Below are 18,627 nucleotides of genomic sequence, written 5' to 3' on the forward strand. Positions count from 1 at the left end.
GTTTCGTGCAGGTAAATTCGATCAGCGATAGGTATTCGGTAGACTGGAGCCATGACTTCGAGCCTGCTGCTGCGCAACGTGACCCTCATCGACGGGCTCGGTGGCGCGCCGCGACCCGGCACCGACGTGCTGGTGACGGATGGCCTGATCGCGTCGATCTCCCCCACCGGCGCCCTCGCCCTGCCGCAGACCCTCAACCCGGATGCCCTCACCGTGCTCGACGGCACCGGCCACACCGTGTTGCCCGGCTTCTTCGACTGCCATGTGCACGTGAGCACCTCCCCCGCCACCGACACCCTCACCAGCATCACCGAGCCGGAGAGCGCGAAGACCCTGCGCGCGGTGCCCGCCCTGCGCGCCACCCTCGACGCCGGGGTTACCAGTGCCCGCGACCTGGCCGGCGCGGACTCCGGCTTTCGCGATGCCATCGCCGACGGCGTCATCCCGGGGCCGGCGCTGCAGCTGGCCATCCGCATCCTCAGCGTCAGCGGTGGGCACGGCGATTGGCGCACCGTGGGCGGCACCCCGCTGGACACCGGGCCCGGCGCCGGCGCCGTGGGCGACTCCCCCGCCGACTTCGTGCGGCTCACCCGCGAGGTGATCCGCGAGGGCGCCGACTGGATCAAGGTGGCCGCCACCGGCGGCATGGGCAGCCCGCGCAGCAACCCGGAGGGCGGCGGCCTGAGCGAGGCCGAGCTGCGCGCGGTGGTGGCCGAGGCCGCCCGGCACGGCCACATCGGCGTCGCCGCGCACTCCATCGGCACGGCGGGCATCATGGCGGCGGTGCGCGCCGGGGTGCGCAGCATCGAGCACGGCTACCTCATCGACGACGCCACCATCGAGCTGATGGGCGAACAGGGCACCTACCTGGTGCCCACCCTGGCCACCCTCACCCGGCCGGTCTCCCCCACCGCCGCGCCTTGGGCGATCGCCAAACGCCACCGTACCCTGGAGACCGCCCGCGACCGCGTGGGCGCGGCCATCCAGGCCGGGGTGAATGTGGCACTTGGCACCGACGCCGGCATCGTGGAGCACGGCAGCAACCTGCGCGAGCTTGCGCTGCTGGTGGAGTTCGGCCTGACCCCCATGCAGGCGATCCTCGCCGGCACGTCGGCCGCCGCCCGCATGAGCGGCATACTGGACGAGGTCGGCACCATTGAAGTCGGCAAAAGAGCCGACCTGGTGGCAACTCGCCTTGACCCGCTCGCCCAGATCGGCGCGCTGGCCGATCCGGGCGCGATGCGGCTGATCGTGCAGTCCGGCCGCATCCACCTCTCCACCCTGCCCCTCGAGACGACGGAGCCCCAGAGCGCATGACCTTGATCCCCGACCAGCCGGCCGCCCCCAAGCGCACCGCCGGCCGCCCCCGCGCCGCGGGCAAGCAGCGCGAGGGCCTGAGCACGCGCGACGAGATCCTCGAGGCCGCGGCCGCCCTTTTCACCGAGCAGGGCTACACCGACACCACCACCCGGCAGATCGCGTCGGTGGTGGGGATCCGCCAGGCCTCGCTGTACTACCACTTCGCCGACAAGGGCAGCATCCTCAGCGCCCTGCTCACCGGCACCGTCGAACCGGCGGTGCACTTCGCCGAGTGGCTCGACATGCAACCGCTCGACGCGCCCACCAAGCTGTACGCGCTGGCGAAGTTCGACCTCGACGTGATCCTGCAGGACCGCTGGAACCTGCACGTGCTCTACCGCCTGCCCGATGCCAAGGCCGAACGCGGCGACACCATGCAGGCCGCACTGCAGGAGCACTACCTCCGCTTCGCCACGGCCGCCGCCGCAACGGGCACCGACCCGCAGGCCGTCACGGATGACCTGCACCTGGTCTTCGGCCTGGTCGAGAGCATCCTGGTGCAGCGCGACTGGGGCGGGGGCGCCGCCCGCCACGCCTACGCCGAGTCCATCGCCCGAGGCTGCCTCCGCCTGGTGCGGGTGCCGGAGTCCGCCCTCGCCAACATCGACGAGGCGGCCCAGCGCACCATCGCCGCCTACCCCGCCTAGCCCCCGCGCCCACACGGCGATGCGCGGGTTACGCGCCGTTCCGCGGGTGGCACGCCACCCGCGAAGCGGCGCCGCACCCGCGCAGCGACCGGCACGCGGTTGCGCCAGCCTCGCCCCGGGCCGAGACTGGCCGGATGACCGACACCGACTGCCCGCACCCCCTCTCCCGGCGGGACGCCGCGGCCCTGATCGGCATCCTCGCGAACCTGGAGGGGCTGGTCTGGGTCTCCCGCATCGACGACGACGACGTCGAGATGCTGCGCGGCCGCCTCAAGCAGGATGGTGCCACCACGCCCGTAAGCGCCGGCGCGGGCCCGCGTGTGCAGCTGCGTCAGGCGCTCAACGACCTCAACCAACGCCTCCGCTACACGCTGGGCGAATACAACAGCCCACCCGACCCGGAACCGGTCCCGCGCTAACCGCCCGCCCCGACCGAGCTGCGCGGGTTACGCGCCGCTTCGCGGGTGGCGCGCCACCCGCGCACCGGCGCCGCACCCGCGCACCTGCATCCGCCCCGCCTGTCGGGGGCCGCGCCCAGCAGCAGCGGGCTCGCCTGAGGGCCCGCCTCAGCGGCCGACCAGCGTGGCCAGGAGGGCGGCCGTGCGGGCCGGAGCACTCAGGAACGGCGAGTGGTCGCTGTCGAGCACGACGACCTCGTCGGCCTGGGCGGCCATCGCGCGCTGCAGGTCCGGATGGATGGCATTGTCGTCGTCGCAGACGATGTAGGTCGCGGGGATGGTGTGCCACGCCGCGCCAGTGACCTGCTGCGTGAACGAGACGAACGACTGCGGGGCCAGGTCGCGGATGGCCGCCTCGGCCACCGCGGGCGCGCACCGGTTGTAGAACAACGTCGCGGGGTTCGTCGCGCCGATGGTGCTCCCGTCGTCGGAGAGCGTCCAGAGGTCGTCCCCGCCCTCGACAACGTCGCTGCCGTCATCAGAGAGGTCGAGCAGCGACATCCCCGGCCGCGGCATGAACGCGGTGAGGTAGACGATCCGCTCCACACTCGTGTTGCCCACGAGCGCCTCGGTGGTGGGCATACCGCCATAGGAGTGGCAGACGACGGTGGTGGCGCCGTGCAGCGACACAGCATCCCGGATGGCGCTCGCATCGGTGTGCAGATCGGCCAGCGCCGGCGAGGCGCTGGGCAGGTCGACGATCACCGAACGGATGCCGCGGGCGTCGAGCTCGTCCCGTAACGTGCGCCAGCTCGATCCACGATGGCAGGCGCCATGAACCAGAAGAACAGTGTCCGACACGCGCCATCTCCCTCACCGGCCCGAGGCCGAAATATCTATCACCGATAGTAATGGCACCGTGGGTGGTGCGCCGGCGATTCGCGGGCCACGCGCCGTTCCGCGGGTGGCGCGCCACCCGCGGAACGGCGCCGCACCCGCGCACCGCGCACCGCGAACCGCGAACCGCGCACCGCGCACCGCGCCAGCGGGCATCCGCCGCGGCCGAATCCGCGAGCCACCTGAGAAAAAAGGTCAAGGCCGTGACGAAATCCCCATTTCGCGCATCTCATAGGTACGGCGACTTACTCGCCCCGGCCGAACAACCTGCTTGGCCGGAATCGACACACTGTTGTGGAGGCATCTCATGGCCAACGAAGACAACCACCCCACGTCCACCATCCCCGGCGCCCGCGTCGACGGCGCCGCCAAGTTCGGCGCCGAGAACCGCCCCGGAGACGTGCACGGCAAGACCACGATCGCCGACGGCGTGGTCTCCAAGGTCGCCGGCATCGCCGCCCGCGAGGTACCCGGCGTCTACGCGCTCGGCGGCGGCGCATCCAGGGCGATGGGCGCCATCCGCGGGGCCGTCGGCCAGGATGACCTGACCCAGGGCATCAAGGTGGAGGTCGGCGAGACCCAGGCCGCCGTCGACGTCACGATCGTCGTGGAGTACCCGGCACCGATCCAGGAGGTCGCCGACGCCGTGCGCACCCAGGTCACCACCGCCATCACCCGCCTGGTGGGCCTCGAGGTCGTCGAGGTCAACATCCTCGTCAACGACGTGCACCTGCCCACAGAGGACCAGGGCGCCGACGACGAACCGCGCGTCTCATGAACGCCACCGTCACCGGCCTCGCCGTCGGTGCCGTTCTCGCGTTCGCGGCGCTGACCTTCGGGTTTTGGGGCTTCCTGCTCGTGGCCGTGTTCATGGCCGTCGGGCTGCTCGTCGGCCGCATCGTCGAGGGCAAACTCGACGTGCGGGGCCTCGCCAACGCCCTGAGCGGAAAACGAACCTCCTGATGCCCGCCGACACCGCCGCCGCCGGCTACCCCGGCAGCATCACCGTTCGGCAGCGGGCGTTGAACACCGTCGCCCGGGCGGTCTCCGCGGAGGCGCTCGGCGTGCCCGCAGGCCAGGTGACGGTCACACTCCAGGACGACCACGGCCTGCTCGGCGTGAGCGTGGTGGCCCCGATCCGGGTGCCCGACCTCGACACCGTCGCCCCTGGTGCCCCCGGCCGCACGGTGCTGCACCGAGTGCAGGAGGCGCAAGCGACCATCCGCGCCACCACCACCCGCATCACCGGCAACCAGGTGGGCCGGGTGGATGTGCGCGTGCGCGGGGCGCACATCAGCCAGGACGAGCGGGTGCGGTGATGAGCGCTCCCTACGCCCGCATCGTGCGCCGCGAAACCCATTCGCCGCGCACGGTGGCCACCATCGTGCTGGCCGGCCTGATCATCCTGGCCTGCGGCTACGCCGGCGTCGAACTGGTGCTGCGGATGCTGGGCCAGCCGCCGCTGCTCGTCACGCCGGAAGCCGCCCTCGACTGGGTGGCCACGCTGCCGGACCTGCAACCGCAGGCCGCCATCACCGCCGGCGGCGTGGCCCTGGCCCTGATCGGGCTACTGCTGATGCTGCACGCCATCCTGCCCGGCCGCACGGCCCGGCATCAGATGCTCGACGAGAACCGGGCGGTGCTCGTGGACAACGGCGTTCTCGCGTCCAGCCTCGCCCGCCGCGTCGAAACCGTCGCCCGGATCCCGCACGGCCAGGCCGTCGTGTCGGTGTCGCACCGCCAGGCCACCGTCGATGTCACCCCCACCTCGGGCATCCCCGTCGACGAGAGCGCCATCCGCGCCGCGGTCGACGACGAGATCGCCGCGTACAACCTCAAGCCCGGGCTGCGCGCCACGGTGCGCATCAACCCGACGGGAGCGGTCGGCTCATGAACAACACCAACAGGGCGCTCAACCGTACCTTTATCTTCGTAGTCGGCCTGATTCTGCTCGCGGCCGGAGCGGCAGCGGCCGCGCTTCAGTTCTGGCCGTGGTGGGCCGACCAGTGGCAGTATGCCGGCCGCCAGACCTCACAGTTTGTCGCCGACGCGCTCGAGGCCAGCCCGGTGCCCGGCACCGGCTTCAGTTGGTGGATGCTGGCCGCGCTCGCGGTGCTGCTCCTCCTCGTGATCGGCATGATCCTGCTCATCGCCAGCGTGGGCGGCGGCGGCAGCCGGGAGATCTACCGCTCCCCCAGCAGCACTCGGGCCGGCCGGCCGTCCGCCGGCGCCGACCAGGTTGTGCTCGACACTTCCTTCGCGGTGGACGCGCTGAAGAACTCGCTCGACAAGCGGCCCGACCTCGTCAGCAGCAGCGTCGGCGCCTTCACGGTGAGCCGCCAACCGGTGCTGCACATCGGTGTCACGCCCCGGCAGGGCACGTCGCCCCGGCTCGTGGCCGACGAGGTCGACACGCTGCTGAGAAACCTCGCCCTCGTCGTCGGCGACGCCCCGGCCAGCTGCCTCACGATCCAGTCGGGCCTGCGCGCCCAGCTCGGCCGCAATCAGCGCGTGCTCTGAGCATCCGCCCCCCTACCCACCCAGTTCGCTTCACTCAGTTCGCCAATCAGAAAGCAGCCCCTCATGACCGCACTCCGTTTCCTCCTCGTCGCCGCCGTGGCCTTCGTGTTCTACCTCATCGGCGCCAAGGCCGGCCGCGGCCGGTACCGCGAGATCCGCCGCAACGCCAAGAAGGCCTGGAACGACCCGACCGTGAAGAAGGTGCGCGCCCGCAGCCAGAAGCTGGCCAAGCGCAACGCCAAGCGCCTCACCAAGGCCGTTCACCACTAACCCCCCTTCCACCGCACCCGAAAGGACACCCATGACCGACAACACCGCACAGCAGGCCCACGACTTCGCCGAGGATGCCGCCGCCAAGGCCGGCACGTTCGCCGAGGATGCCGCGAAGAAGGCCGGCAACCTCGCCGACGACGCGGCCGCCACGGCCGGCGACCTCGCCGAGCAGGCCCGTCAGGCCGTCGACGACACCATCGCCACCGCCAAGTCCGCCCTGAAGGATGTCGACACCTCCGCCGTCATCGCGTCGGCACAGGACTTCGCGGGCAACACGCTCGACAAGCTCTCCGCCGCTTACAAGCGCAACCCCGCCCTGGTCATCACCATCGGCTCGGCCGCACTTGCCGCCGTCGCCGCGGTGGGGTCCGTGCTCGCCAAGCGCCGCTAACCGGTCTCACCAGGTTGCCCTCGGTCCCCTCGGGTGCACCGGGGGCAACCGGCGGAACACTCCGGCGAATGAGCGGGAGCGGCCATACTGATCTGATGACTCGCGCGCTGATCCTCGTTGATATCCAACTCGACTACTTCCCCGGGGGCGCCTACCCCCTCGCCGGCCCGAACGAGGCCGCGACCGCGGCCCGCACTGTTCTCGACACGTTCCGTGCCGCCGGCGAGCTCGTGGTGCATATCTTCCACGTGGCCACAGACCCCGGGGCCACCTTCTTCCTCCCGAATACACCGGGAATCGGCTTCCACCCGCTCGTGGCGCCGATCGCCGGAGAACCGGTTCTGGAGAAGCACGAGCCCAACAGCTTCATCGGCACCGGGTTGCACAACCTCCTCACGGATGCCGGCGTCTCCGACCTGGTGATCGTCGGCATGATGAGCAGCATGTGCATCGACTCCACCACCCGTGCCGCCCACGAGCTCGGTTTTGTCGTCACCGTCGTCGCCGACGCCTGTGCGGCACCCGACCTGACCTTCGGTGACACCGTTGTTCCCGGTGCCACCGTGCACGCCTCGTTCATGGCGGCCCTCGACGGCAGCTTCGCCACCGTCATCCCGAGCACAGGGCTGCTGCCGGGATAGGCCCGCCAGCACGCGCCACTCGGCCACGGAACGGCCAGGTTCACCCTGCCAGACTGGATCCATGAGCGAAGCCAGAGATGCCGAATTGGATGCGGTCCTGATCGGCGGCCGTGAGCACCGCGAGATTGTTGTCGTCGAGTACGACGAGGCCTGGCCGGCGCAGGCCAAAGCACTGATCGACTCGATCCGGGCCGCGGTAGGGCCCGTCGCCCTCGCGGTGCACCACATCGGCTCCACCTCGGTTCCCGGCCTGGCCGCCAAACCGATCCTCGACCTGCTGCTGGTGGTGGCCGATGTCACGGCCGAAGACGGCTACGTCGGCCCGCTGGAGCAGGCCGGCTGGGTGCTCCGGGTGCGCGAAGAGGGCCACCGGCTGCTCCGCACCCCGGCACGGGACGTGCACCTGCACGTGCTCCCTCCCGCGACCGCGGCCGAGGCGGACTACCTCGACCTGCGCGACTGGCTGCGGGTGAACGCCGACGATCGCGCCCTCTATGCCCGCACCAAGCGCGACCTCGCCGCCCGCGATTGGACGGACATGAACTACTACGCCGACGCGAAGACCCCGGTCATCGCCGAGGTCCTCGGCCGGGCGCGCGCCTGGCGCCAGGCCGCATCCGCGACCTGACCCGGCCTGCGCCGCCGCACTGCCCTCGCCCGAGCTGCGCGGGGCAGCCAGCCGAGCTACGCGGGCTACGCGGGCTACGCGGGCTACGCGCCGCTTCGCGGGTGGCGCGCCACGCGCGCAACGGCGCCTCACCCGCGCATCGCCGACCGCGGGTCAAGCGCTGCTGCGCGGGCTGCGCTCAGCTGCCCGCCGGCGGGTGCTCGGCCACGCAGAACAGGTTGCCCTCCGGGTCGGCCAGGGTGGTCCACTGCACGTGCGGGAACTCGTCCAGAACGTCCCACTTGTAGACGGCGCCAAGGCCGACAAGACGGTCGACCTCGGCCTGTCGCGATCCCCACGGCACGGTCAGGTCCAGGTGCGACGCCTGGTGGCCGGGGCGCGGCGCGGTCTCCGGTTGGAAGAACATCGCGAATCCGCCGGGGCCGGCCGGCGGCAGGTACACGCTCTCGCCGCCCGGCGAGGGTGTGGCCCCGGTGACGGATGCCCAGAATCCGGCGAGCGCGGTCGGGTCCTGGGCCTCCAGGTTGTAAGCGCCGAGGGCGATCTGGTGTGTCGTCATGGGTGCGACGCTAGCAGGCACCTCAGACATCCCGGCGAGGTCTGCCGACGCGCTCTGACGGCTGGCCGGCGTCGCAACGCGTCAGGCCGGCGTGTCCATCGGGATGGCGGCGAACTCGCGCGAGACCAGCCGCGGCTTGACCATGCGATGCCGCGGCGCGAGCGACTCCGGCGCGTTGTGCACCTTGCCCTCGAACTCGCCGGTCAGCAGCTCGAGCACCCCGGCCGCCACCTCCTCCACGGACTGGTCCACGCTCGACAGCCCGATCGCGGCGGCGATGGGGGTGTTGTCGTACCCGGTGACGGGCACCCGCTCGGGGTTGGCGATCATGGCGCCCAGGGCCAGCGAGTCGCTCGCGCAGAGCACGGCGTCCAGGCGGCCCGCACTGCGCCGCAGCTCCTGCATCGCGGCGGTCCCGGCGGCCACACCGTCAACCGTGACCACCTCGAGTGCGTCGAGCTCCGCTTCGGTCACGTCACCACGCTCGAGCATCGCGTCCCGCCAGCCACGCCGGCGGTCCTCGCCGGTGCCGGAGGGGCTCGGCCAGCCGATGTAGCCGATGCGCCGGGCGCCGGCATCCTGCTGCGCCCGGGTGGCCTGGTGCAGGCCGGCCCAGCCGTCCACATCCACCCAGAGGTGTTGCGGGTCGTCCATGTCGTCCACACCCCAGGGCCGCCCGAAGGTCACGAAGGAGATCCCGTTCTCGATCAGCCATTTCGTTCGGGGGTCGCCGTCGAAGGTGGAGGTGAGCACAAACCCGTCCACATCGGCGCCGTCGTTCAGCCGCTGCAGCTGGGTGATCTCGTCTTCGGGGCTGGTGGCGGTGAACAGCAGCACCCGCAGGCCGAGCCGGTCGGCCTGCTCGGTGAGGGCGTGCAGAAACCTGTCGAGCACCGACCCCGAGATGCCGTCGATCATCGGGTCGAGCCGGATGCCGATGGTGGAGCTGCGTCGGGTGCGTAACCTTCGCGCCGAGGCGTGTGGGCGGTAGCCCAGCCGGGCTATCGCGGCCTCGACCCGCTCCCGGGTGTCGGCGCGCACGATGCCGGGCGAGTTCATCACGTTCGAGACGGTCTGGCGGGAGACGCCGGCCGCCAGGGCGACATCCGTCACGGTTGGCAGTGAAGCCATGGCCGCCCCTCCCCTACGAGTTGATCGATCCAACACCGATCCCCCACAGAATACCGCGTTTGCTCCCACAAAATCCCGCAAATTTGGATCGATCAAAAAAGATTTGATCGATCAAATAAATTCGGCTACTGTGACCACTACACAAGCAGACGCGCAATGCAGCGCGACAGAAGGAGCACCAAGATGCAACGACGCAACTCTCGCTGGCTGATCGGCGCAGGCCTCACCGTGGTCGGCGCCCTCACCCTCAGCGCGTGTGGTTCCGGATCCGGTTTCAGCAGCGACACTGCCGATTCCGGCGGCGAACTCACCAGCGACTCCTCCCAGGGACTCAGCATCCTCATCGGCTCCAGCGGCGACGCCGAGACCGCCTCGGTCAACGTCGCCGTGGCCGCCTGGTCCAAGGACTCCGGCACCGACGCCGAGGTGAGCGTGGCCAGCGACCTCAACCAGCAGCTCGCCCAGGGCTTCGCCGCGCAGAAGCCCGCCGACGTCTTCTACCTCTCCACGGATGCCCTCGCCGGCTACGCGTCGAACGGCTCGTTGCTGGCCTACGGTGACCAGCTGGCCAACAAGGATGACTTCTACCCGAGCCTGGTCAGCTCCTTCACCTACGACGGCAAGTTCTACTGCGCCCCGAAGGACTTCTCCACCCTGCAGCTGATCATCAACACCGACCTGTGGGCTGCGGCCGGGCTCACGGATGCCGACATCCCCACCACCTGGGACGAGCTCGCGACCGTGAGCAAGACCCTCACCACCGGCACCCAGGTGGGACTGGCCGTCGGTGGCGAATACGCCCGCCTTGGCGCGTTCATGGCCGAGGCCGGCGGCAGCCTGATGAATGAAGACAGCACGGAGGCCACCGCGAACAGCGCGGAGAACGTCGCGGGCCTTGAATACGCCCAGTCCCTGCTCAACGACGGGGTGATGGCCTACGCCAGCGACATCGGCGCGGGCTGGGGCGGCGAGGCATTCGGCAAGCAGCTGTCCGCCATGACCATCGAGGGCAACTGGATCACCGGCGCGATGAAGAACGACTTCCCAGACGTCAACTACACCGTCGCCGAGCTGCCGGCCGGCCCCGAGGGCCAGGGCACCCTGCAGTTCACCAACTGCTGGGGCATCGCCGCCGACAGCCCCAACCAGGCCGCCGCGCTCGACCTCGTTGAGCAGCTCACCAGCAAGGACGCCCAGCTCACCTTCTCCGCCGACTTCGGCCCGATGCCCTCGATCCAGTCCGCCGCCGACGACTGGAAGAGCGCCAACCCCACCCTGGTGCCCTTCCTCGACGGCGCCGACTACGCCAAGGGCGTGCCCAACGTGCAGGGCGCCGCGGATGTGGTGAGCGACCTGAACGCGCAGCTCGAGTCGCTGAAGACCGGGGACGCTCAGGCGATCCTCGACTCCACGCAGAAGAACCTCGAAGCACTGCTGAAGTAGTCACCATGTCGACGCCCGCACGCACGTCTCGCCGCTCCGGAATCCGGGGCGGCGAGGCCGCCTCGGGGTGGCTCTTCACCGCCCCCATGATCATCCTGCTCGGAATGTTCCTGGTCATCCCGGTGCTGATGGCCCTCTGGGTCAGCTTCTCCGACTGGAACGGCCGCGGCAGCCCCTTCTCGGCTTCTGTATCGTTCGTGGGCTTCGACAATTACTCCGCCCTGGTCGGCGGCGGCGGTCTGGCCGAACAGGACTTCGGCACGGCGCTGCGCAACAACGCCTGGTACGTCATCCTGGTGGTGCCGATCCAGACGATGCTGTCGCTGTTCCTGGCGGTGCTGGTCAACCGGCAGATCCTGCGCGGACGCGGTTTCTTCCGCACCGCGTTCTACTTCCCGTCGGTCACCAGCTCCGTGGCCATCACGGTGCTCTGGCTGTTCCTGTTCAGCGCCAGCGGCGCCGTCAACAAGCTGCTCGCGTTCGTCGGGGTGAACGGCCCGAACTGGTTCAATGACCCCAGCGGCGTGCTGCACAACCTCCTCGGCGTGTTCGGCGTCACCACCGGCCCGGCCGCGCTCACCGGCAATACCTTCCTGGGCATCTCCTTCTGGGAATGGCTCGCCGGGCCATCCGTTGCCATGAGCGCGTTCATCCTGATGGCCGTCTTCACCACCAGCGGCACGTTCATGCTGCTGTTCATCGCCGCGCTGCAGAACCTCAGCGGCGACGTCGTGGAGGCGGCCATGATGGACGGCGCCAACGGCTGGCAACGGTTCTGGCGGGTCACCCTCCCCCAGCTGCGGCCCACCCTGTTCACCGTGCTCACCCTCGGCCTGATCGGCGCCTGGCAGGTCTTCGACCAGATCTACACCGGCACCCAGGGCGGGCCGGGCAAGACCACGCTCACCCCCGCCTACCTCTCCTACCAGGCCGCGTTCACCAACCAGGCCTGGGGCCAGGGCGCCGCGATCGCGTTCATCCTGTTCGTGATCATCGTGGTCTTCACCCTGTTCCAACGCTTTCTGCTGGCCGAACGCAAGGTCTCCGCCCGACGGATGCGCCTGTACGTGCAGACCCCGACCGCCGGAGGTTCCAAATGAGCACCACCGTGAGAACCCGTGTGCGCAGCCAGTCCCCGTCCCGGCGGCTCAAGTCGCTCGGCCGGGAGCAGCTGCCCACCCGCGCGATCGCCGGCCGGTCGCTGCTCTACGCCATCCTGATCGTGCTCGCGATCATCTACATCGCCCCGTTCCTGGTGCAGGTTGCCACCTCCTTCAAGACGGATGGCGATGCCGCCGCCAATCCGATGGCGCTGATCCCCGAGACCTGGTCGACGGCCGCCTATCAGCGGCTGTTCCTCAACTCGGACTTCCCGGTCTGGTTCCAGAACTCCGCCATCGTCACGGTCTTCGTCACCCTCGGCCGGGTGTTCTTCAACTCCCTGGCCGGGTACGCCCTGGCCCGGTTGCACTTCCGCGGCCGCAACGTGATCTTCGCGCTGCTCATCGCCGTGATGAGCGTGCCCGGCGTGGTGCTGCTGATCCCCAAGTTCCTGGTGATCAACCAGCTGGGCATCTACGACACCTACGTGGCGATGATCGTGCCGTTGCTCACCGATGCGGCGGGCGTGTTCATCATGAAGAACTTCTTCGAGTCCATCCCCGCCAGCGTCGAGGAGCAGGCCCGCATCGACGGGGCCGGCACCTTCCGGGTGTTCTGGTCGATCGTGTTGCCGATGGCCCGGCCCGCCCTGGTGACCATCATCATCCTGTCGTTCCAGGGCTCCTGGAACGAGTTGTCGCACTTCATTGTGGCCACCCAATCGGCCGAGCTGACCACACTCACCAAGGGTGTCGCGTCGCTGGCCTCCGGGCAGTTGAGCCAGGGCACCCAGTACCCGCTCAAGCTTGCCGCGGCGGCGATCATGACCATCCCGGTCGCGGTGATGTTCTTCATCTTCCAGAAACGCATCATGAACACCACCGACGGGGCAGTCAAGGAGTAACTCTCCCACCGGCCTCTTTGCCCCGATCCGCACCACAACACCCTGGAGTCGTACCTCACTCATGTTCTCTCACCCCGTCCAGCCGCTGCTCCACGATTCCGCCATCGTCCTGGCCGCACCCACCCAGGCGTGGTCCGGGTTAGACGGGCGCACGAGCCTGCCGATCCACGGCCTGTACCACGCCGACACCCGCGTGCTCTCGGGCTGGAGCCTGTTGGTCGGCGGTGCCGCCGGCGAGCCAATCGGCTCGGCGTCGCGTGGTGCGGGCGAGATGACCTTCAGCGGGCTGCTGCGACACCTCGACGACCGCACCGCCGACCCCCGGCTGCGGCTGCAGGTCACCCGCACGGTCACCGCCGGCCGGCTCACCGAACGCATCACCGTCGAGTCCGGGCTGGCCGAACCGATCGACACCACAGTGTCGGTGCGGCTGACGGCCGATTTCGCCGATATGCAGACCGTCAAGGCAGGTCTGGCCGGCGCGGCCGAGCGGGCCGCGTTCCCGGCCGCCGAGCTGCCCGAGACCCCGGTGGTCGAGGTGCAGACAACGGACGCGGGCATCCGCCTGGCCACGCCCACAGTGGCGGCGCTCGTGCAGGTGAGCGGCGACGGCGTGCTGGGCACGGATGCCGCGGCGCTCGGCCGCCACTCGGCCGACCCACTCGGCGCCCACGGCCAGCCCACCGAACTCGGCGCGAGCTGGGCGGTCACCGTGCCGGCCCGCGGCAGCGTCACCGTCACGTGGACCGTCGACATCGACCACGCCGCCACAGTTGTACAGGCTGCTCCCGGGCTGCCGGAATGGGCGGGCGTCTCGGTGCTGTCCGGCGATGCCCGGCTGGGCCGCTGGGTGCAGAAGGCGTTGGAGGACCTCTCCGGGCTGCGGATGGCCACGACCGCGCGGCCGGAGGAGCCGTTCCTGGCCGCCGGCGCCCCGTGGTTCTTCACCCTGTTCGGCCGGGACTCGATCTGGGCTGCCCGGTTCCTGCTGCCGTTGGGAACCGAGCTCGCCGCCTCAACTCTGCGCATCCTCGCCGAACTGCAGGGCACTCAGATCGTCGACGAGACCGCCGAGCAGCCGGGCAAGATCATGCACGAGCTGCGCCCGGCCGCGTTCACCATCCCCGGCGAAGACGTGTCACTGCCGCCGCTGTACTACGGCACCGTCGACGCCACCCCGCTGTGGATCTGCCTGCTCGCCGACGCGCACCGCTGGGGCATGGCCGACGCCGAGGTCGAGGCGCTGCTGCCGCACCTCGAGGCGGCGCTGGCCTGGATGCGGGACTTCGGCGACAGTGACGGCGACGGGTTCCTCGAGTACGTCGACAGCACCGGGCACGGCCTGGCGAACCAGGGCTGGAAGGACTCCGGCGACTCGATCCAGTGGCGCGACGGCAGTCTCGCCGACGGCCCGATCGCGCTCTGCGAGGTGCAGGCCTACGCCTACCAGGCCGCGATCGGCGGCGCCGCCCTGCTCGACGCCTTCGGCCGGCCCGGCGGCGACACCTGGCGCGCCTGGGCCGCGAACCTCCAGGCCCGGTTCCGTGAATCCTTCTGGATCGACTCCCCCGAGGGCCGTTACCCGGCGGTGGCCCTGGACGCGTTCAAACGCCCGGTCGACACCGTGACCAGCAACATCGGCCACCTCCTCGGCACCGGCCTGCTCTCCGCCGAGGAGTCCGCCCTCGTCGCCGCCCGGCTGGTCTCCCCCGAACTCAACTCCGGATTTGGCCTGCGCACCATGTCCACCGATTCGGCCGGTTACTGGCCGGTGAGCTACCACGGCGGCTCGGTCTGGACCCACGACACCGCCATCGCCATCGCCGGCCTCGGCCGCGCCGGCTTCGGTGCCGAAGCTGGCGAGCTGATCACCGGCCTCCTCGCCGCGGCCGAGTCCTTCGATTACCGGATGCCCGAGCTGCACTCCGGCGACGCCGCATCCGCCGTCACCGCCGCCGGTGCCTACCCGGCGGCGTGCCGCCCGCAGGCCTGGTCGGCCGCGGCGGCGGTCTCCGTGCTCGGCACCGTGCTCGGCCTCGACCGGGATCCGGTCACTGGAGAGGTGACCTCCACGCCGATCTCGCCCGCCATCGTCGGCGAGGTCAGTGTGCACGGCCTGACCGCCGGCATCCGGGTGCCGTAGGCCCGGCCCGCCCGGACGGGTTGGTCGGGTCGGTCGGGTCGGTCGGGTCGGGTCGGGTCGAGGTCGCGCGCGGGCCCAGTCCGAGTCCGGCGGCGGCCCGGCTCCGACCCGAGGTCGGTTGCGGGCCCAGTCCGAGTTGCGCGGGCTACGCGCCGTTTCGCGGGTGGCGTGCCACCCGCGAAACGGCGCCGCACCCGCGCACAACCCACGAACCGTCGAACGCGGGTCCCACGCCGCTGCCCGGGTCCCACGCCACGGATGCGCGCCACCCGCGTAGCGGCGCCGTACCCGCGTACCACCCGCGATCCGTCCGACCCGGCGCCAATGCGCCCCCGGGATTCGGGAGCCGCGCTCCGCCACGCCACCGAAGGCGCAGAAGCCCGTTTCCCGCACCCTCTGGAAGGCCCACCCGGGCTACCATCCCTGCATGAGCGAACCCACCAGTCCCCCACCCGCGCCGGTTCGGCAACTGCGTCTCGTCGTCGAGACCGAGGACCTCGATGCCGCCGTCTCCTTCTACCGAGACGTGCTGGGCCTGACCGAACGGGAGTCCTACGAAGGTGAGGTCGACGCCCGGGTGGTGATCCTCAACGCAGGCATCGCCACCCTCGAACTTTCCAACCCCGCGCAGGTGCGCCTCATCGACCGGGTGGAGGCCGAGGGCCGGCCCAGCGCACGCCTCCGCATCGCCTTCGAGGTGGACGACACCGCCGCCACGACCGACCGGCTCGTCGACGCCGGCGCGGTCCTCATCGCCACGCCCCGCGAAACGCCGTGGCGCTCGATCAACTCCAGAATGGATGCGCCGGCCGGGCTGCAGGTCACTCTGTTCCAGGAGCTGGATGCCGGGGCCCTGCCTGAGGATGCGCCCGACTTCTCGACCTGAGCGTCGCGTCGCCTCGACAGCTGCCCACCTCGCACGCTCTCCCCGTCCCGGCCCTGCGGTGATCGGCTCAGGGGCCGAGTAGCGCCGACAGTGTCGTGCCGAGCAGCCGCGCCGACTCCTCGTATTTGGCCGTCAGCCGCTCGCGCGTCTCCGGGGGCAGCGCGGCCTGGCGTGCGGGGTTCGCGTTGTGGGCAAGGTCGGCGTGCTTCACGACGAGCGCCAGCGGGTCGGCGGCCACCCGGGCCATCGACGCCGCGAGGGGTTCCCCGGCCCGTTTGGTCAGCGCATCCACGGCCAGCACGAGGCTCTCCTCGAAGCCTTGCGCGCGCAGGTCATCGAGGGTCACCGGGGTGTCTTCGACCACGTCGTGCAGCACGGCCACGGTCTTCTCGCGCACGGTGTGCACCCGGTCCATCACGCCCAGCGGATGCTCGATGTAGTCCACCCCGAGCTTGTCGACCTGCCCCGCATGCGCCGCCCGGGCCAGCGCGATCGCCGCCTCCAGGCTGCCGGCCGCCGGTTTATGCACACCGTCGCCCTCGGCATCCTCTGGGTCGGTGCCGGATGGGGCGGTGCTGAGTGTCATGGCAACTCCTCGAAGGCGAACAGTCGGTCTCCTTCGACGCTAGCGCACCCGACCGCGCCAGCTGAGATGCGCGGGTCACGCGCCGCTTCGCGGGCACAACGCCACGGATGCGCACCACCCGCGTAACGGCGCCGTACCCGCGCACCGCGAAACGCGGGTCACACGCCGCTCCGCGGGCAGCGCGCCACCCGCGAAACGGCGCCTTGCCCGCGCACCGCGCGTCCGGCCGGCCTCACGCCCCGCGAGCACCATCAGCCGGCGGCGGGGTGCCGTTGTCGTCTCCGACCTCGGCGATATCGATCATCACCTCGTTGCGGCGCATGAAGGCGGGCTTGAACGGCGGATCGAACCGGGCGAATCTCGGCTCACCCGTCGACCTGAGCCCGGCTTCGGCAATGGCCGATCTCAGCTCCTGCAGATGCCGGGTGTAGCCGTCCTGGGTCCAGCGCCCGCGATACCGGGTCACCGCCACAACGCTCCCGGCCACGGTGCGAAGGTTCACCTGCGGGTCGGTCGGGCGCGGCGCGGTCTCGGCCGTGAGGCCCGCGGGCAGCACGAACGCCACCCGAAAACTGCCCTCGGCGCCGTCCACCGGCTGCTGCACGACCGGCGCGGTCATCGCGATACGCGACGACACCGCATCCTGCACCACGGGCGCGGTCATCGCCACCCGGCTGCGGGAGATGTTCTCTCCGCTGATGTAGGCGAAGAGGTAGCGGAAGGCCCTGTTGCCGACGTCATCGAACGCCCCGGTCACGACCACTTCGGCGAGCACATGTTCGGGGTAGCGGCGCAGTTCGAACTCGTCGAAGCTCTGCACCACGTCGTAGGGCTGTTGCTCGGTCACGGTTTCACGCTACTCCGATGCGCGCCTACTACGTTCACTCGGATGCCGACCGCGTCTGGGTCTGACGGTTCGAGGACTGCGCCGCGTCACTCGCGGTTGCGCCGTTAGGGTCGGGGCATGCGATCTCTGCGCTTTGGTACCGCCACCGCCCTTGTTCTGCTGACCGCCTCGCTGGCGTCCTGCGCGGCCGCGCCGCAGCCCAGCGCCCCTGTTGAGCACAGCGCCTCAGTTGAGCAGAGCGCCAGCGCCGAACCCGTTGAGACGCCCACGCCGCTCACCTGCGGCGATCTGGTGTCATCCGACGACGCAGCCCGTGCGTTGACGGGTACCGATGGCACCACGCCCGACCCGGTGGAGGCCGTGCAACCCTCGCAGGCCGTCGAGCAGGCACTGCTCACCGGAGCCGGCGGGATCGCCTGCTCGTGGCGGGTTGGTGCCGGGCAATTGGGGATCAGTGCCGAGCAGGGCGATTGGGCGTATCTGAGCGTTGAGGTGCTGCCCGATGCGGCGGCCGAGTGGGTGCCCCCGTACGCCGGTGATACTCCCTCCGAGGAACACCGAACTGTCGGGTCGGTGGAGGCGACAACCAGCGCGGGCGAAACCGGGTGGTGGATCTCCGCCCCCGTGGGGTCCGCCTGGGTCGACGTGCGAGTCACCTCGTCCGGTCTCATCAGCGGCGGGAGCCGGTTCGAGGGCGCTGCGTTCGCGGGCGTGCTCGATGCCATGATGCCGGCCGCGGAAACGACCTTCGCGGCCATCACCACGGCGACCGCCGAACAGCTGAGCTGGCCACACCTGCCGGTCCGGGCGGGAGAAGCCCGCTGCGACGGCGGCCTCGACCAGGCGGGCATTGAAAATGCGCTCCAGCTTGACGGCGCGCCAGTGAAGTACAGCCTGGCGGATGCGCGCGCTCTGCCGATCGACGCGCTCGCCGACGCGGTCGAAGCGCGAATCGGGGTGTTCCGGTGCGAACTATTCGCCGAAGGCTACGGGTACACCGACATCACCGTGGTGCGTGATTTCGAGTCGGTCATCGACGAACTGGCGACGATGCCCGATATCGCGTCGGCGCTCGAGCCCGTCGTTCTGGTCGGGGCGGTCGACGGCGAGACGGCGCTGCAGGCCCGTCGGGAGGATGGGCCGCGCTCGCCCGTGTACTTCACCCTGGGGCAGACGCTCTACGGTGTGTCCTCCGACGGAGCGGCCACCGTCGCTGGAGCGATCATCGCCCAGACCCGCTAAGAGCGGGCGCCGGCGTAGCGGTGCTGGTCGT

General features: G+C 70.4%; 23 protein-coding genes. 18 read left to right on the top strand and 5 right to left on the bottom strand.

What is annotated here, in order from left to right:
• The first annotated feature begins 51 nt into the window (after positions 1–51).
• The 3 genes from BJQ94_RS13475 (at position 52) to BJQ94_RS13485 (ending at position 2,425) form a co-directional block, all read left to right on the top strand.
• A complete protein-coding gene (locus tag BJQ94_RS13475; protein ID WP_265399167.1) occupies positions 52–1,317 on the top strand; it encodes an amidohydrolase family protein in 1,266 nt (421 codons plus the stop codon).
• Positions 1,314–2,006: a TetR/AcrR family transcriptional regulator gene (locus tag BJQ94_RS13480; RefSeq protein ID WP_265399168.1), complete on the top strand. Its 693-nt coding sequence runs from the start codon at positions 1,314–1,316 to the stop codon at positions 2,004–2,006. The genes BJQ94_RS13475 and BJQ94_RS13480 overlap by 4 nt, the downstream gene beginning before the upstream one ends.
• A 134-nt stretch (positions 2,007–2,140) precedes the next feature.
• The gene (locus BJQ94_RS13485; protein ID WP_265399169.1) at positions 2,141–2,425 is read left to right on the top strand and encodes a hypothetical protein; all 285 of its coding nucleotides are present in this window, start codon (positions 2,141–2,143) and stop codon (positions 2,423–2,425) included.
• A gap of 147 nt (positions 2,426–2,572) precedes the next feature.
• Here BJQ94_RS13485 and BJQ94_RS13490 read toward each other — a convergent pair whose 3' ends face one another.
• Positions 2,573–3,265: an alpha/beta fold hydrolase gene (locus tag BJQ94_RS13490; protein ID WP_265399170.1), complete on the bottom strand. Its 693-nt coding sequence runs from the start codon at positions 3,263–3,265 to the stop codon at positions 2,573–2,575.
• Between the two features lie 343 nt (positions 3,266–3,608).
• Here BJQ94_RS13490 and BJQ94_RS13495 point away from each other — a divergent pair, with 343 nt between their 5' ends.
• The 9 genes from BJQ94_RS13495 (at position 3,609) to BJQ94_RS13535 (ending at position 7,754) form a co-directional block, all read left to right on the top strand.
• Entirely contained in the window at positions 3,609–4,079 is a 471-nt protein-coding gene (locus BJQ94_RS13495; protein WP_265399171.1) for an Asp23/Gls24 family envelope stress response protein, read from the top strand.
• Positions 4,076–4,264, top strand: coding sequence for a DUF2273 domain-containing protein (locus tag BJQ94_RS13500; RefSeq protein ID WP_265399172.1), 189 nt, complete (start codon positions 4,076–4,078; stop codon positions 4,262–4,264). Before BJQ94_RS13495 ends, BJQ94_RS13500 begins: the two co-directional genes overlap by 4 nt.
• Positions 4,264–4,620: a hypothetical protein gene (locus tag BJQ94_RS13505; RefSeq protein ID WP_265399173.1), complete on the top strand. Its 357-nt coding sequence runs from the start codon at positions 4,264–4,266 to the stop codon at positions 4,618–4,620. The genes BJQ94_RS13500 and BJQ94_RS13505 overlap by 1 nt, the downstream gene beginning before the upstream one ends.
• Positions 4,620–5,195, top strand: coding sequence for a DUF6286 domain-containing protein (locus tag BJQ94_RS13510; protein WP_265399174.1), 576 nt, complete (start codon positions 4,620–4,622; stop codon positions 5,193–5,195). Before BJQ94_RS13505 ends, BJQ94_RS13510 begins: the two co-directional genes overlap by 1 nt.
• Positions 5,192–5,821 (top strand): Trp biosynthesis-associated membrane protein, encoded by a 630-nt coding sequence (locus BJQ94_RS13515; protein ID WP_265399175.1) that lies wholly within the window; start codon positions 5,192–5,194, stop codon positions 5,819–5,821. Before BJQ94_RS13510 ends, BJQ94_RS13515 begins: the two co-directional genes overlap by 4 nt.
• A 63-nt stretch (positions 5,822–5,884) precedes the next feature.
• A complete protein-coding gene (locus BJQ94_RS13520) occupies positions 5,885–6,091 on the top strand; it encodes a hypothetical protein (protein ID WP_265399176.1) in 207 nt (68 codons plus the stop codon).
• 31 nt (positions 6,092–6,122) lie between these two features.
• Positions 6,123–6,485, top strand: coding sequence for a hypothetical protein (locus tag BJQ94_RS13525; protein ID WP_265399177.1), 363 nt, complete (start codon positions 6,123–6,125; stop codon positions 6,483–6,485).
• Positions 6,486–6,580: 95 nt separating this feature from the next.
• Positions 6,581–7,126, top strand: coding sequence for a cysteine hydrolase family protein (locus BJQ94_RS13530; protein WP_265399178.1), 546 nt, complete (start codon positions 6,581–6,583; stop codon positions 7,124–7,126).
• Positions 7,127–7,187: 61 nt separating this feature from the next.
• The gene (locus BJQ94_RS13535; protein ID WP_265399179.1) at positions 7,188–7,754 is read left to right on the top strand and encodes a GrpB family protein; all 567 of its coding nucleotides are present in this window, start codon (positions 7,188–7,190) and stop codon (positions 7,752–7,754) included.
• Between the two features lie 178 nt (positions 7,755–7,932).
• On the opposite strand, the gene BJQ94_RS13540 is transcribed toward BJQ94_RS13535, so the two are convergent.
• On the bottom strand, positions 7,933–8,313 hold the full coding sequence (locus BJQ94_RS13540) for a VOC family protein (RefSeq protein ID WP_265399180.1): 381 nt from the start codon (positions 8,311–8,313) through the stop codon (positions 7,933–7,935).
• A gap of 81 nt (positions 8,314–8,394) precedes the next feature.
• On the bottom strand, positions 8,395–9,444 hold the full coding sequence (locus BJQ94_RS13545; protein ID WP_265399181.1) for a LacI family DNA-binding transcriptional regulator: 1,050 nt from the start codon (positions 9,442–9,444) through the stop codon (positions 8,395–8,397).
• A gap of 183 nt (positions 9,445–9,627) precedes the next feature.
• Between BJQ94_RS13545 and BJQ94_RS13550 the strand changes: the two genes are divergently transcribed.
• The 5 genes from BJQ94_RS13550 (at position 9,628) to BJQ94_RS13570 (ending at position 15,921) form a co-directional block, all read left to right on the top strand.
• Entirely contained in the window at positions 9,628–10,887 is a 1,260-nt protein-coding gene (locus tag BJQ94_RS13550) for an extracellular solute-binding protein (RefSeq protein ID WP_265399182.1), read from the top strand.
• A 5-nt stretch (positions 10,888–10,892) separates the two neighbouring features.
• Positions 10,893–11,987, top strand: a complete 1,095-nt coding sequence (locus tag BJQ94_RS13555) for a sugar ABC transporter permease (protein WP_265399183.1) — start codon at positions 10,893–10,895, stop codon at positions 11,985–11,987.
• Positions 11,984–12,892: a carbohydrate ABC transporter permease gene (locus BJQ94_RS13560; RefSeq protein WP_265399184.1), complete on the top strand. Its 909-nt coding sequence runs from the start codon at positions 11,984–11,986 to the stop codon at positions 12,890–12,892. The genes BJQ94_RS13555 and BJQ94_RS13560 overlap by 4 nt, the downstream gene beginning before the upstream one ends.
• Positions 12,893–12,953: 61 nt before the next feature.
• A complete protein-coding gene (locus BJQ94_RS13565) occupies positions 12,954–15,035 on the top strand; it encodes a glycogen debranching N-terminal domain-containing protein (protein WP_265399185.1) in 2,082 nt (693 codons plus the stop codon).
• 427 nt (positions 15,036–15,462) lie between these two features.
• On the top strand, positions 15,463–15,921 hold the full coding sequence (locus tag BJQ94_RS13570; protein ID WP_265399186.1) for a VOC family protein: 459 nt from the start codon (positions 15,463–15,465) through the stop codon (positions 15,919–15,921).
• Between the two features lie 67 nt (positions 15,922–15,988).
• Here BJQ94_RS13570 and BJQ94_RS13575 read toward each other — a convergent pair whose 3' ends face one another.
• Both BJQ94_RS13575 and BJQ94_RS13580 read right to left on the bottom strand, forming a co-directional pair.
• On the bottom strand, positions 15,989–16,507 hold the full coding sequence (locus BJQ94_RS13575) for a phosphohydrolase (RefSeq protein WP_265399187.1): 519 nt from the start codon (positions 16,505–16,507) through the stop codon (positions 15,989–15,991).
• Between the two features lie 232 nt (positions 16,508–16,739).
• The gene (locus BJQ94_RS13580) at positions 16,740–17,354 is read right to left on the bottom strand and encodes a heme-binding protein (protein ID WP_265399188.1); all 615 of its coding nucleotides are present in this window, start codon (positions 17,352–17,354) and stop codon (positions 16,740–16,742) included.
• A 117-nt stretch (positions 17,355–17,471) separates the two neighbouring features.
• On the opposite strand from BJQ94_RS13580, the gene BJQ94_RS13585 reads away from it, so the two are divergent.
• Positions 17,472–18,596 (top strand): hypothetical protein, encoded by a 1,125-nt coding sequence (locus BJQ94_RS13585; protein ID WP_265399189.1) that lies wholly within the window; start codon positions 17,472–17,474, stop codon positions 18,594–18,596.
• The last annotated feature ends 31 nt before the right edge of the window (positions 18,597–18,627 follow it).

Source organism: Cryobacterium sp. SO2 (assembly GCF_026151165.2).
GTDB lineage: Bacteria > Actinomycetota > Actinomycetes > Actinomycetales > Microbacteriaceae > Cryobacterium.

Bases quoted from the DNA above. Each gene is read 5' to 3' on its own strand.
- BJQ94_RS13475 (WP_265399167.1), top strand. From the start codon at position 52: ATGACTTCGAGCCTGCTGCTGCGCAACGTGACCCTCATCGACGGGCTC.
- BJQ94_RS13480 (WP_265399168.1), top strand. From the start codon at position 1,314: ATGACCTTGATCCCCGACCAGCCGGCCGCCCCCAAGCGCACCGCCGGC.
- BJQ94_RS13485 (WP_265399169.1), top strand. From the start codon at position 2,141: ATGACCGACACCGACTGCCCGCACCCCCTCTCCCGGCGGGACGCCGCG.
- BJQ94_RS13495 (WP_265399171.1), top strand. From the start codon at position 3,609: ATGGCCAACGAAGACAACCACCCCACGTCCACCATCCCCGGCGCCCGC.
- BJQ94_RS13500 (WP_265399172.1), top strand. From the start codon at position 4,076: ATGAACGCCACCGTCACCGGCCTCGCCGTCGGTGCCGTTCTCGCGTTC.
- BJQ94_RS13505 (WP_265399173.1), top strand. From the start codon at position 4,264: ATGCCCGCCGACACCGCCGCCGCCGGCTACCCCGGCAGCATCACCGTT.
- BJQ94_RS13510 (WP_265399174.1), top strand. From the start codon at position 4,620: ATGAGCGCTCCCTACGCCCGCATCGTGCGCCGCGAAACCCATTCGCCG.
- BJQ94_RS13515 (WP_265399175.1), top strand. From the start codon at position 5,192: ATGAACAACACCAACAGGGCGCTCAACCGTACCTTTATCTTCGTAGTC.
- BJQ94_RS13520 (WP_265399176.1), top strand. From the start codon at position 5,885: ATGACCGCACTCCGTTTCCTCCTCGTCGCCGCCGTGGCCTTCGTGTTC.
- BJQ94_RS13525 (WP_265399177.1), top strand. From the start codon at position 6,123: ATGACCGACAACACCGCACAGCAGGCCCACGACTTCGCCGAGGATGCC.
- BJQ94_RS13530 (WP_265399178.1), top strand. From the start codon at position 6,581: ATGACTCGCGCGCTGATCCTCGTTGATATCCAACTCGACTACTTCCCC.
- BJQ94_RS13535 (WP_265399179.1), top strand. From the start codon at position 7,188: ATGAGCGAAGCCAGAGATGCCGAATTGGATGCGGTCCTGATCGGCGGC.
- BJQ94_RS13540 (WP_265399180.1), bottom strand. From the start codon at position 8,313: ATGACGACACACCAGATCGCCCTCGGCGCTTACAACCTGGAGGCCCAG.
- BJQ94_RS13545 (WP_265399181.1), bottom strand. From the start codon at position 9,444: ATGGCTTCACTGCCAACCGTGACGGATGTCGCCCTGGCGGCCGGCGTC.
- BJQ94_RS13550 (WP_265399182.1), top strand. From the start codon at position 9,628: ATGCAACGACGCAACTCTCGCTGGCTGATCGGCGCAGGCCTCACCGTG.
- BJQ94_RS13555 (WP_265399183.1), top strand. From the start codon at position 10,893: ATGTCGACGCCCGCACGCACGTCTCGCCGCTCCGGAATCCGGGGCGGC.
- BJQ94_RS13560 (WP_265399184.1), top strand. From the start codon at position 11,984: ATGAGCACCACCGTGAGAACCCGTGTGCGCAGCCAGTCCCCGTCCCGG.
- BJQ94_RS13565 (WP_265399185.1), top strand. From the start codon at position 12,954: ATGTTCTCTCACCCCGTCCAGCCGCTGCTCCACGATTCCGCCATCGTC.
- BJQ94_RS13570 (WP_265399186.1), top strand. From the start codon at position 15,463: ATGAGCGAACCCACCAGTCCCCCACCCGCGCCGGTTCGGCAACTGCGT.
- BJQ94_RS13575 (WP_265399187.1), bottom strand. From the start codon at position 16,507: ATGACACTCAGCACCGCCCCATCCGGCACCGACCCAGAGGATGCCGAG.
- BJQ94_RS13585 (WP_265399189.1), top strand. From the start codon at position 17,472: ATGCGATCTCTGCGCTTTGGTACCGCCACCGCCCTTGTTCTGCTGACC.